11 protein-coding genes are annotated in these 12,038 nt (G+C 66.4%); 2 read left to right on the forward strand and 9 right to left on the reverse strand.

Annotation, left to right across the window (positions count from 1 at the left end; all coding sequences use genetic code 11):
• Positions 1-392: 392 nt before the first annotated feature.
• From KYX69_RS22290 to KYX69_RS22320, 7 genes are all read right to left on the reverse strand, one after another.
• Positions 393-743 carry a helix-turn-helix domain-containing protein gene (locus tag KYX69_RS22290; protein ID WP_367280220.1) on the reverse strand — a complete coding sequence of 117 codons (351 nt, stop codon included), beginning with the start codon at positions 741-743 and terminating at the stop codon, positions 393-395.
• Positions 710-1,273: a hypothetical protein gene (locus tag KYX69_RS22295; protein WP_300501564.1), complete on the reverse strand. Its 564-nt coding sequence runs from the start codon at positions 1,271-1,273 to the stop codon at positions 710-712. The genes KYX69_RS22290 and KYX69_RS22295 overlap by 34 nt, the downstream gene beginning before the upstream one ends.
• Before the next feature lie 150 nt (positions 1,274-1,423).
• Positions 1,424-4,531 (reverse strand): efflux RND transporter permease subunit, encoded by a 3,108-nt coding sequence (locus tag KYX69_RS22300; protein WP_300501565.1) that lies wholly within the window; start codon positions 4,529-4,531, stop codon positions 1,424-1,426.
• Positions 4,528-5,763, reverse strand: a complete 1,236-nt coding sequence (locus KYX69_RS22305) for an efflux RND transporter periplasmic adaptor subunit (protein ID WP_300501566.1) — start codon at positions 5,761-5,763, stop codon at positions 4,528-4,530. The genes KYX69_RS22300 and KYX69_RS22305 overlap by 4 nt, the downstream gene beginning before the upstream one ends.
• A complete protein-coding gene (locus KYX69_RS22310; protein ID WP_300501567.1) occupies positions 5,763-7,070 on the reverse strand; it encodes an MFS transporter in 1,308 nt (435 codons plus the stop codon). Before KYX69_RS22310 ends, KYX69_RS22305 begins: the two co-directional genes overlap by 1 nt.
• A 1-nt stretch (position 7,071) precedes the next feature.
• Positions 7,072-7,554 (reverse strand): DUF2147 domain-containing protein, encoded by a 483-nt coding sequence (locus tag KYX69_RS22315; protein ID WP_300501568.1) that lies wholly within the window; start codon positions 7,552-7,554, stop codon positions 7,072-7,074.
• A gap of 25 nt (positions 7,555-7,579) precedes the next feature.
• Entirely contained in the window at positions 7,580-8,182 is a 603-nt protein-coding gene (locus tag KYX69_RS22320; protein WP_300501569.1) for a TetR/AcrR family transcriptional regulator, read from the reverse strand.
• A 162-nt stretch (positions 8,183-8,344) separates the two neighbouring features.
• On the opposite strand from KYX69_RS22320, the gene KYX69_RS22325 reads away from it, so the two are divergent.
• Positions 8,345-9,757, forward strand: coding sequence for an efflux transporter outer membrane subunit (locus KYX69_RS22325; protein WP_300501573.1), 1,413 nt, complete (start codon positions 8,345-8,347; stop codon positions 9,755-9,757).
• Entirely contained in the window at positions 9,754-9,921 is a 168-nt protein-coding gene (locus tag KYX69_RS22330; RefSeq protein WP_300501570.1) for a LysR family transcriptional regulator, read from the forward strand. Before KYX69_RS22325 ends, KYX69_RS22330 begins: the two co-directional genes overlap by 4 nt.
• Positions 9,922-10,370: 449 nt before the next feature.
• Here KYX69_RS22330 and KYX69_RS22335 read toward each other — a convergent pair whose 3' ends face one another.
• Both KYX69_RS22335 and KYX69_RS22340 read right to left on the reverse strand, forming a co-directional pair.
• Entirely contained in the window at positions 10,371-11,411 is a 1,041-nt protein-coding gene (locus tag KYX69_RS22335) for a serine hydrolase (RefSeq protein ID WP_300501571.1), read from the reverse strand.
• Complete coding sequence (locus KYX69_RS22340; RefSeq protein WP_300501572.1) at positions 11,408-11,884, reverse strand: hypothetical protein; 477 nt, start codon at positions 11,882-11,884, stop codon at positions 11,408-11,410. The genes KYX69_RS22335 and KYX69_RS22340 overlap by 4 nt, the downstream gene beginning before the upstream one ends.
• Positions 11,885-12,038: the final 154 nt, after the last annotated feature.

Genomic DNA, 12,038 nt, shown 5'->3' on the forward strand with positions numbered 1-12,038 from the left:
ACAGATCGGCCGGTCCGCTGCGCTGGTTGAAGGCTGCGCTGACCGGCCTCTTGCCAACCCCACCAACCCCAGTTCAGATCACCAAAGGACTCTCGTTATCGCTGGATGAAAAACGGGGGTCACGTCAGGTTCCACACCCGGCTCGGCGCCGATGGCCGATCTTCCAATGAACCGCGCCGGGTTTGTCGGAGGCCCCAACTCCTGAGAGGAAGGGGCTATGACGAGCAAGACGACGAACAAGTTCTCACCTGAGGTACGCGCCCGGGCGGTGCGGATGGTGGTGGACCAGACCAAGCGAAGTCATAACATATTGGTATTGCTACAATAAGTCTCCCGTTGGCTGCGGATGGTGCCGGTCATTGGGATCTGTTGACCTTGCCCGTTCGGGATCATCACGCCCGATCACCCAGCCGCTCAACGAGTCGTTTGGAGGCACGGCAATGCACTCTATTCTTTTCGTCCCATGCATCAAGATCATCGGCGGGATATAGGACGGTCTTGCCGACCTTGACGAAGGAAGGGCCGAGACGCATTGCGCGCCAGTTTCGGAGGGTTCCGACCGAAATGCCTCCACGATAGCGCTCAGCTACCTCTTCCGGGGTAAGGAATTTGCTACCCGCCACTACCGCCTCCTTGGGCAGCACGACTGCGGTCGTGCCCGTCGTCGTTGAGTTCGTTTTTGCGGTATACTGTTGAGACTCGCTTCGGATCACTGGCTCACTCGCCAAAGCCCTGCGCCCCACGCTTCCGCATGGACATACATGATGCGCACTTCGCGGCCGCGAAAGGCGTAAAACGCAGGCGTCGTCGAAACGGCTACCATCGGCGGCACATAGGCGGGGTCGTCACCCATGCTAAGCATTTCCTGCCAAACGGCTGAGAGCGTGCGCTCGCCCTTCGATCCCATGTTGCGAACTTCGGTCTTGGCGCCCAGCGACAAGGCGCACAGGCCAGACAGCGCCAGGGAGCCGTCGTCCGACCATAGCCATCCCCCGTCGGTCGCAGCATAGAAGGCGTTGAGCGTGATCGCGACGACGAACAGCCAAGGTGTCGCCTTCCCGAGCCGATAGCGGGCTTGGCCGCCCGATGTGAAAAAGTCGGCCTTTGCAGCGGCGAGACCCGCAACGAACGCGGCGAAGGCGAGCGGACCCTGGAAAAACAGCAGGAAACCGAGTGTGGAAGGCCAATCCGCCAGCCGCGCCCGTGATGAATCGAGAAAACTTCCCCCCAGCCCCGATCCGGCCGACCGGGGCAACACTTCAGGCCATGCCAAGGCAACGCCACGCCACGCGCGGTCAACGGCTGATGAGATGGCTGGCCCACTGAAAGTCGGAGTCGCGGAAAACCCCATTTCCCCGGATCCGCAGGCTCGCGCCGTCGTACCGCCGATTCGAAGAGATAGGGTTCGGCTTGGCGACAAGCATCACACCCTCCGCTCGAGAAGCGAGCGGTCCGCCGCTTCGCGGTCCGCCCCGGTCACCGAAGTCGCGCGGCCGAGCTTGCGTCCGGCCCAACCGCGCAGATCGTCCATGTAGGTGAAGACCACCGGCACGAAGATCAGGCTCAGAAGCGTCGAGGTGACCAGCCCGCCGATGACGGCGACCGCCATGGGCGCCCGGAACCCGGCGTCCGCGCCTGTGCTGAGCACGGCTGGGATCATGCCGGCGATCATGGCGATGGTGGTCATGATGATCGGCCGGGCGCGGTCGGAGCCCGACTGCATCAAGGCGTCGTGGCGGGACAGGCCCTCGCGGCGTTTCTCGATCGCGAACTCGACCAGCAGGATCGAGTTCTTCGTCACGATCCCCATCAGCATCAGGATGCCGATGACGGCGGGTAGGTCGAGCGCCGCGCCGAACAGCAACAGCCCGCCGATGGCGCCGCCGATCGACAGCGGCAGTGCGGTCAAAATCGTGATCGGTTGGAAGAAGTCCTTGAACAGGAGGACGAGGACCCCGAACACCATCAGGATGCCAAAGGCCATCGCAAGCCCGAATTTCTCGAACATCTCGGTCATATATTCGGCGTCGCCATACTCAACCTGACGCAAGCCTTCGGGAAGGTTTTGCATCGCTGGCAGGGCGGCGATGTCGGCCAGGGCCGTGCCCAGGGCCGCGCCCGCGAGGTCGGCGTCGACCGAGACCCGGCGCAAACGGTCGAAGCGCTCGATCCGGGCGGATCCATCGCCGAACCGCACGTCCGCGACCGCGCTCAGCGGCACGGTCTCGCCGGCATCGGTCGGGACCCGAAGCGATCGTAGCGTCTCTAGATCGCCGCGCTCGTCGATTGGAAGCGAGACCCGGATCGGCACCTGGCGGTCGCCGAGGTTGAACTTGGCGGAGTTGGCGTCGATGTCGCCGACGGTGGCGATGCGCGCGACCGTGCCGATGGTGACCGGCGACACGCCGGACCGCGCCGCCTCGTCCAGGCGCGGCCGGATCAGCAGTTCGGGACGGGGCAACGGTTCGTTGACCTGGACGTTGGCGATGCCGCCGACGCCGCGCATTTCTGCTTCCAGATCGCGCGCGCCCTCGGCCAAGCCAGCGGGGTCGCTCCCGACCAGGATGATCGAGATGTCGCGCGCGGCGCTCTCGCCCTGGAAGGAGAAGCGGATGTCGTCGATCCGGCTGAGCGCCGGGCGGACCGCCTGCTCGAATTCCTTCTGGCTGAGGTCGCGCTCCTTGGGCGGTTTCAGGCGGATGACGAGGCTGCCGTTGCCGACGTCGCCGGCCCCTGCCGCATCGTCGGACCCCGCGGAGGCGAACACCGACAGCACCTCGGGGTGTCGGCGGAGATCGGTGGCGATGCGCTGCACCACGGCGTCGGTTTCGGCGAGCGGCGTACCGGGAGGCATTGAGACGTTGAGCTGCGACAGGCTGCGGTCGCCGGTCGGCAGGAAGCCCGATGGCAAAAGCGGGATCAGCATCACCGATCCGACCAGGAAGGCCGCGCCGATCGCCATGGTGACGCCCCGGTGGGCCAGCGCCCAAGTTAGCCCGCCAAGATAGCGGGCCTTCAGACCGGAATGTTTCGGCGCAACGTGCGGCGCGGTCTTGGGCTTCATGATGTAGGCCGCCATCAAGGGCGTGACGAGCCGCGCGACCAGCAGCGAGGCGAGGACGGCGACGGCGACGGTGATTCCGAACTGCTCAAAATACTGGCCGACGAACCCGCCGATGAAGCTGACTGGCAGGAAGACGGCGACGATGGTTGCCGTGATGGCGACGACGGCGAAGCCGATCGCGTCGGCCGCGTCGATCGCGGCCTGGAAGGGACGCTTGCCCATGTGCAGGTGGCGATCGATGTTCTCGATCTCGACGATCGCGTCATCGACCAGGATGCCGATCACCAGCGTCAGCGCGAGCAGTGTGATGCTGTTGAGTGTGAAGTCGAACACCGCCATCGCCGCGAAGGTCGGAAGGATCGAGAGCGGCAGAGCAACGGCCGCGATCAGGGTCGCGCGCCAGTCGCGCAGAAAGAAGAACACCACAATGACGGTGAGCAGCGCGCCCTCGAGGAGGGTGTGCATCGCCGCCTCATAGCTCGACAGGGTGTAGTCGACCGTCGAGACGATCTCGTGGATTTGCATGTCGCGGTATTGAGCCTGTAGGTCCGCGATCGCGGCCTCGACGCCCTCGGCGACGACGGTGTCGCTCGATCCCTTGGCGCGAAACACGGCGAAGCCGACGACCGGCTCTCCATTGAGCCGCGCGATCGACCGGACCTCGCTGGAACCGTCAGTCACATGGGCTAGGTCGGACAGCGTCGCCCAGCGTCCGCCCGGCAGCGCGAGCGGTGTCGAGGCGAGGTCGGCCACGGTCGCAGCGCTGCCGAGCGTCCGGATCGCATGTTCGCGGCCGGCGAAGCCGCCGCGCCCGCCCGGCACGTCGACATTGACCTGCGCCAGTTGCGCATTGACCTGATCGGCGGTGATGCCGAGCGCGGTGAGCCGATCGGGCCTGAGCTCGACGCGGACCTCGTGATCGACGCCGCCCAGTCGCTGGACGCGTTGCACGCCCGCGACGGACAGAATCTCCCGGCTGACGGTGTCGTCGACAAACCAGGACAGGTCGACCGGGCCGCGCGCGGAGGACTTGACGGCATAGTAGAGGATGGCGCCGCCCTCGACGTCGAGGCGTGAGACGATCGGCTCCTCGATCGTCTGCGGAAGGTCCGAGCGGATCTGCGAGACGGCGTCACGGACGTCGTTCGTCGCCCGGTCCGGATTGACTTCAAGCTGGAACTCGACCGTCGTGACCGAGGCCCCGTCCGCGACCGTCGAAGTGATGTGGCGGATGCCGGACATGCCCGAGATCGCGCCCTCCACCCGTCTTGTGACCAGGGTTTCCAGCTCCGCCGGGGCGGCCCCGGCCTGGACGACCGTCACCGACACGATGGGGAAGTCGACGCGGGGGTTGGCGTTGATCGGCAGGTTGAGGAAGCTGACCACGCCTGCCAGGGTCAGACACAGGAACAGGACGATAGTCGGGATCGGGCGGCGGATCGCCCAAGAGGAAAGCTGGAAGTTCATCGACCCGCCTCCGTCGGCGCAGACGCTCGCGTCTCGGCGAGTGGGACTCGATCGCCGTCGCGCACGAACGCGGTCGCGCGGGCGACCACCCGTTCCCCAGCGCGCAGACCTTGGGCGATCTCGATTCGGTAGTCGTCGCTTCGGCCGGTAGAGACGAGGCGGCGTGAGGCGCGCCCGTCTGCGGCGACCACCATGACCGAGGCGCCACCTTGAGCGTTGGTCGTCACCGCCGATCGCGGTACCGTGACGGGTGCGACGGCGTCGCCAGTCAAGATCGAGCCCCTGGCGAAGGCACCCGCCCGGATGTCGGGATCGGTGGGCAGGCTGACCCGGACGCGGCCGAGCCGCGACTGAGGATCGACCTTTGGCGCGATGAGGCGGACGCGACCCTCGATCGCGTCGGCTACGCTGGCGACCTCGACCCGGACCGGGCGTCCGACATCGATCGTCGCGAGGTCGAGTTCGGACACTTCGCCATCGAGCTCCAGCTGCCCGGCCCGGATCAGACGAAACAGCGGGTCGGGCCCTGACGCGAGCGCACCAATGCGGGCGGTGCGCTCGGAGATGATGCCGGCGGCCGGTGCACGGATCTCGGCGCGGGAAAGCTGGGACCGGGCGTCGGCCAGTTGCGCCTCGGCCTGCGCCAGTTCGGCGCGCGCCACGTCGAGCCCGGCCGCTGACGACCCCGCCTGGGCGCGCCGCTCATCGACCTGCTGTTCGCTGACCGCCCCGGACCGGCCGAGCGGCAGGATGCGTTGCAGGTTGGCCTGGGCCTCGACGTTGACGGCCTGCTGTTGGGCGATGGCGGCGCGGGCGCGCGTCACCGCCGCCTCGGCCTGGCGGGCTTGGGCCCGCAGAGTCTCGGTTTCCAGACGGGCGAGAACTTGGCCGGCGACAACCCGGTCGCCCTCATCGACCAGGACCGCGGCGACGCGCTGGTCCTGCAAGGCCGTCCCAATCGAGATCTCGTCGCGCGCGACCACGGTGCCCGTGACGCGGAGCCATTGCGTCAGGGTGGCGGGGGCGGCGGCGACGGTGCTGACACGCACGCCCTGGGCCGACGCTGCCGGAACAGGCTTGGCGGGTACCTCCTCCCGGGCGAAGACGCTCCAGAGCCCCCAACCTCCGCAGACCACGATCAGGATGACGGCCGCGATGATGAGGGCGCGACGGCGCGGTGGCGCTTTCGGGCGCGGCGTCACGCCGGGCGCGGACGGGTGCGATCCGGTCATCAAGGACTCCGGGGGTGTTTCGAGGTCGGGGGGACGGTTGCGGGCAGGACGGCAGACGGATCGGCCTGGCGACGATCGGCACGATCGGGGGCCGGTTCACGATCAAGTTGCCGCAACGACGGGAGCGCGACCGCGAGGCAGGCCAACCCCGCGAACAGGCCGGCGCCGCCGAGCAGCAGCGTCCGGGTGCCGAGCATCTCGATGACGCCGCCGGCGAGCAGCACCGCGAGCGGCGTCGCGGTGAGCGCGACCGCGGTGGACGCTCCGAGGACGCGACCGCGGATCGCCATTGGGGTCCGGCGCAGCAGCACGGTGTTAACGAGCGGACCGAGCGGACCCGCGCCGAGACCCGCGAGCGCGCCGGCGATCAGGAGCGTCGTGCCCCCCACCTGGCCAACAAGCAGGAACATGGCGACCGCTTCGGCCGCGAGGCAACCAAGCAGCACGAACCGCTTGGCGATGCGGTGGCCGACGCTCGCATAACCGAGCGCGCCCGTCGCCGCGCCGCCTCCGGCGGCCGCGAGGAACCAGCCGAGCTCGGCGATGTCGCGGCCGCTCTCACGGATGAAGACCGGCATGACGACGGCGTCAAGCGCGCCGAAGATGGCGACGACCCCCATCCCGAGGAACAGCAGGGTGCGCAGCAGCGGGTCGCCGAACAGAAACCGCACGCCGGTCAGGACGTCGTTCGGACGCCCGCCCTCGGCCGCGCGCCGCGACGGTCGGTGACGCGGCAGGAAAATGAAGTTCATGATTGTCGCGATCAGGGCGCATCCGGCGGTGATCACGAGGGTGGGCGCGGGTCCGACGGTGGCGATCGCAAGGCCGGCCAGGATAGGTCCGGCGATCATCGCGCCGTTGTCGATCAGTTCGTCCAGCGCCGTGACGCGCTCGAGCCGCAGACCGGCCAAGCGCGCGAGCTCGGGATAGCGCGATTCCTGCGCCGTGACGGCGGGTCCGTCGAGCAGCGCGCCGACCGCGATCAGGATCAGCAGCGGCGCCAGGGTCAGCAGCCCGAGCGCCTGCAGCACGAGAATGGCCCCGACACAGGCGGCGTTCACGAGATCACCCGATACGGCCACGCGGCGCGAGCCCAGCCGATCTATTACGGCCCCGCCGAAGAAGGCGCCGAGGATCAACGGCGTCATGCCCACCGCGCCGGCGACGCCGGTCCAGGCCGCGCTCCCGGTCAGGTCGAGCACGAACCACGGCAAGGCAACTGCGGCGACCGCGTTGCCGAGCATCGAGACGCCGCCCGCCGCAATGACGCCGTAGACCGGGATGCGTCGGGACGCGGCGACGCTCATCTCAGCCGGCCTGGCAGGAGCGCGCGGGAGACGGGACGCGCCGCCATGTTTCGCTCCCGGCGAACAGGCCCCGGCCGACCGTAAGTGTGAGCGCGTCGCCGCGCGCGCCGAGGCTCACCCCGGCTATCGCTTCGCCCGCTTCGGGATCGTAGATCGAACCGCCCGACCAGCGTCCGCCTTCGTACCGGAATCGGCTGAACACGTTCAGCCCGCAAATCGGCGCGGACCGCCTTGACCGGTCGGGGTTGCGTTCGTCGCGGGCGTCGGCGCCCTCCCGAACCCAGACCAGCCGACCGCACAAGGTCTGGGCGCAAGGCTTGATCTCGACGATGGTGGCCCCGTCGGCGGTTCGCCAGTGGCCGGATGCCAGGGCCGGCGTCTGAGCCTTGGCGGGCATCGCGACGGCGGTCCAGGCCAGGCAGGCGATCACGCCGAGCGCGGAAAGGCGGGCAGGCAAGGGAGGTCGCGGCGGCGATTGCATCATCTCGATTCTCCGGTGTGGAAGCGGCTCAGCCCGCCGCCGGGCTGAGGAAGCGGGTGATCATAAGGCGCAGCGTCGGCGCGTGCGTTTTGGGGTCGAAGGTCGGATCCATGACGGCGCGACCGATGGCGCCGTCGAGCAGAGCGATGAGCCAGGTCGCGGCGAGTTCGGGGTCGAGGCTTCGGTCGATCTGTCCTCGATCGATGCCGCGAGCGAGCAAGGCGACCAACGCCGCCTTGGTCTCGCCTTCGTTGACCACGAACAGCGCGGTGATCTTTGGATTGCGGGTCGCCTCGGCGGCGATCTCGATGCTGATACGGGCGTAGACCTGATCGGTGGCCTGGGTCATCGCCGCCTCCGCCATCTCCAGCAGCGCCGCCAGGACATCCTCACTCTTCTCGAGCTGAGCGAACAAGGCCGCCGTCTCGCGCTGATCCTCCTCCGCAATGGCCTGGATGATCGAATTCTTGCTGTCGAAATAGTGGAACAGGTTGCCGGGACTCATGCCGGCCGCCTCGCAGATTTCAGCGGTCGTGGTGGCGTGGAACCCGCGCCGCGCGAAGCATTCAATCGCCGCCTGGACGATCTGCCGTCGCTTGGCCTGCTGCCGTTCCTGATCAACCTTGCGCACATCAGAACTCCTGTTGTCGGCGAGCCGCCAAAAGGGCGCTTGATATAGACCGAGTAATCGGTCTAATAAATCAGCAGCTTCAGGTCGTCAAGGTCCACCAGTGAGGAGAACCGCGTGACCCCTTCAAAAAGGAAAGGCGGGCCGGTCGCGCTCGTAGTGGCGGTGTTACTCGGATCAACGCTGTCCGCGTGCGCTTCGCTCGGCCCGTTGCCCGCGATGGAACAACCGCTGTCGACCGACTGGGCAAACCGCGGATCCGTCCCGCTGCGAGCAGGTCCGGACCTTTCGAGTTGGTGGCGCGCGTTCGATGATCCCGTCCTCGACTCGCTCGTCGCCGAGTCCATCGCGCAGAATCTTACGCTGGCTCAAGCGGCGTACCGCGTTCGCGGCGCCCGCGCGCTGGTGCGGCCCGCGATCAGTCAGGGGCTGCCGCAGTTTGGGGCGTCGTCCGGCGCACGCGTGCAACGGCGCCTCTCGGGATCGACCAGTCTGGTCGGCATCCCCGGCGGCTCGAACGCGTTCGGCCCAACCGTTGTGCAGGACGAGCCAACCACCGGCTTTTTTCAGGCCGGGTTCGACGCCTCCTGGGAGATTGATCTGTTCGGCGGCGCGTCCGCGCGCGTGCGGTCAGCACAAGCGTCCGCCGAAGTTTCTCAGGCCGATGCCGAGGCCGCGCGGGCCACGGTCGTGGCGGAAGTCGTGCGGACCTATGTCGAGCTGCGCGGCGCCCAGCGCCGGCGCGCGCTTTTGACTGCCATCGCGGGTGAACAGGACAAGCTGCTCTCGCTCACGCGGGAACGTCGAGCGGCGGGCGTCGCGAGCGACTTCGATATCGATCGCCTAGTCACGGCCTCGGCGGAGACCGGGGCCCAGATCCCGCTCACGGACCAGGCGATCCAGCAGGCCACCCAGCGGCTCGCCGTCCTGGCCGGCCGTTCGAGCGTCGACGCCCGGCTGGTGTTGCCCGCTGGGCAACCCCTTCCGGATCAGGTCTCGCTTCGCCTGTTGCCGGTCGACCTGGTGCGAACCCGACCGGAAATTCGAAGCGCCGAGCGCGCCGTGGCGCAGGCTGCGGCGGAGCTCGACGTCTCGGTGGGCGACCTCTACCCGCGCATGACGCTGACGGGCGACATCACCCTCGGCGACAATCTGATCGGGAATTCGCTTCCGGGGCGGGTGATCAACGCCTCGGCGGGTCCATTGCTGACGATCCCGTTGTTCGACTGGGGCACGCGACGTGCTGTCGTTACGGCACGAGATGCGGCGCTCGCTGAAGCCATTTTCGCCTATCGCCAAGCCGTGCTGGAGGGCGTCGAGGAGACCGAGAATGCGCTGAACGCGCTCGACGCCGAACGGCGGCGCGCGGAATGGCTCGCAACCGGCGCGACGGCCGCGCGCCGGGCGGCAGCAAACGCTGATTTACTGTACCGGCAGGGGCTGGCGAGCCTCACCGACGTCTTGGACGCGACGGTCGCCTTGCGTCAAGCGGAGCTGAACAGTGCCGATGTCCGCGAGCGTGAGGCCCTCGCCCTGGTGGCCTTGTACAAGTCGGTCGGCGGCGCGGCGATGCGATGACGATCGAAGTTGGTCACCTGCGTTATCTGTTTGCGGTCGACAAAGGCGGAAGCTTCCGTCGAGCGGCCAAAGTGCTGAAGGTTGAACAATCGGCGATCGGCCGACGCATTCGCAATCTGGAAGAACGAAGTCGGAGCCACGCTCTTCATCCATCACCCTTGTGAGATCAGCATACCGATGCTGCCCAGCGGTTCATGGATCGAGCCGGCACAGCACTCGGGCACCGCAATCGATGTGTGCTCGTTAGGGCGTGCCGAATCGGGCCTTATTCCCCTCGGCATTTGCACGTCGCTCGCGTCCGGCTCTCTGGCCGATTTGCTCAGCGCTTACGTTGTTGCGAACTCGACCATCCGTCCCGATTTCCTCGAAGGGGGTCGTTGGCACGTCGCCGCGGTTCAGCGACATGAGCCCGATGTGGCCTTTCTAGCTGCCTCTTTCTTGCGCTTCCTCTGGCCATGACGCCGCCCTTGATCAGGTTCCTGTTCCTCCGCCCTGGAGCCCCGACTTCAACCCCATCCAGAAGGCCTTCTGCAAGTTCAAGAAACGCCTGCCCTCCAAAGCGCGGAGGCTGTGAAAAAAGCGCTCCACGGCGACTGCGGTTAGGCCGCGACAATCAACGGGCCAACTGGACGGCGTCTAGCAAAAGGCCGTTGAAATCTGCACGCATCTGCCGCCACATCGTCACAAGAGTGGTAGGCGTGTTGGCGAGCAACAGCAAAGTGAACTCGTGCTCCTGACAAACGAAGAGCAACGCCGAACTTCCGTGCGTACCGCCATCGTGACCGTAGATAATAGCCTTCGTCTCGCGCTGGACCGTCGCCAGCCAGCCGAAACACTGTGAGGGCACGGCATCCCGGCCGCTCGGAAATTGAATTTGCAGCGAAAGCCTGATTGCCTCGGCCAGCGGACCAGGCTGTCGCGATGCTGCAGCAACGGCACGCCCGAATCCCAGCATGTCCTTTGGCGTCGACCGCAAGGCGCCACAGCCCGCGAGCGCGTCGAATTCCCAGGCCGGCACCGGGTGCCCCCAAAACGAATGAGGCTGCGCGAGGCGGTCGTCGGGCTCAAGGGTGATCTTTGTGTCCTGCAGACCGAGCGGCCGGAGAACCTCCCTCTCAAGTGCATTTTCAAATCCGCATCCATGCAATTTGCCCAACAAGTAACCGAGCAATCCGAAACCGAGATTCGAATAGGCAATCTGGCCGGGGCGGGGCGGCCGTCGTGGCCGATAGGTTCTGCTCCAGGCAATAAGGTCTGGGCCGCGGAATCCCACATAGGGGTTGGTCATCCCGCGTCGGGCGAGCCCCCGGGGCACACGCGGCAAGCCGGCAGTGTGGGTGGCAAGGGAGCGAGGGGTCACCCAAACGGGCAGGTTGGAAAACTCTGTCAGAATATCTCCAACAGGTCGGTCAAGTGCGACTCGTCCATCGATGCTGAATTTGGCAAGTAGCAGTGCTGTGAACACCTTGGTTATGGAACCGATTTCGAACAGCGTCGTCTCTTCGGGGTGACCCGATAACGAAGCCGGTTGTTCACCATAGCGATGGAAGGTGACCTCGTTAGCAAAGGCGAATGCGGACACGCCGCCGCCAAATGAATGGCGGTAGATCGCGGCCAGGCGTCGGCATATTTCAGCGGGAGTGGTCTTTGTCATTGGATGTTGCCGAGGCGGGTGCGAAGCCGGTCGCGCAAAACTTCCGCCTCCGCTTTGCTCGCGCAGTCCGGTGAGACCAGGCGTTTGCCGGACGCGAGTTGCAAGACGATGCCAAACGTACTGGGGCGGGACTCCCATTCGTTTTCGTGCAGCTCGACGCTCACAAGATCGTGGGGACGAACGATGCCCTGCCGCGTTCCCAAAATATTGCGGCGCCGGATCGCGATCCCGGTATCGTTGATGGTCCAGACGACTTGTTCTCCGAAAATCGCCGCGGCGAGCAGCAGACCTCCGATCGCCACGCCGCCGACGAGAATTGGTCCAACGAACAGCGAATGCCATCCAAGGGGCCACGCACCAGGCCAGAGCTCGATCACCGCAATTGCAACAATTGCTGTGCCCGCCGCTCCCGCGAGGATGCGCGCGACCGTCGGAAACAACTGACTGAGATGGATATCAGCAGAGCTCGACATTTTCAGGAACCTAGCAGCATCAGGTGATGACGTGACCCCCGTTTTTCATCCAGCGATAACGAGAGTCCTTTGGTGATCTGAACTGGGGTTGGTGGGGTTGGCAAGAGGCCGGTCAGCGCAGCCTTCAACCAGCGCAGCGGACCGGCCGATCTGT

This window comes from Sphingomonas sp. (assembly GCF_030145815.1).
In the GTDB taxonomy this organism is placed as follows: domain Bacteria; phylum Pseudomonadota; class Alphaproteobacteria; order Sphingomonadales; family Sphingomonadaceae; genus Sphingomonas.

Coding starts and splice junctions, on each gene's coding strand:
- KYX69_RS22300 (WP_300501565.1), bottom strand. CDS start 4,531: ATGAACTTCCAGCTTTCCTCTTGGGCGATCCGCCGCCCGATCCCGACT.
- KYX69_RS22305 (WP_300501566.1), bottom strand. CDS start 5,763: ATGACCGGATCGCACCCGTCCGCGCCCGGCGTGACGCCGCGCCCGAAA.
- KYX69_RS22310 (WP_300501567.1), bottom strand. CDS start 7,070: ATGAGCGTCGCCGCGTCCCGACGCATCCCGGTCTACGGCGTCATTGCG.
- KYX69_RS22315 (WP_300501568.1), bottom strand. CDS start 7,554: ATGATGCAATCGCCGCCGCGACCTCCCTTGCCTGCCCGCCTTTCCGCG.
- KYX69_RS22330 (WP_300501570.1), top strand. CDS start 9,754: ATGACGATCGAAGTTGGTCACCTGCGTTATCTGTTTGCGGTCGACAAA.
- KYX69_RS22335 (WP_300501571.1), bottom strand. CDS start 11,411: ATGACAAAGACCACTCCCGCTGAAATATGCCGACGCCTGGCCGCGATC.
- KYX69_RS22340 (WP_300501572.1), bottom strand. CDS start 11,884: ATGTCGAGCTCTGCTGATATCCATCTCAGTCAGTTGTTTCCGACGGTC.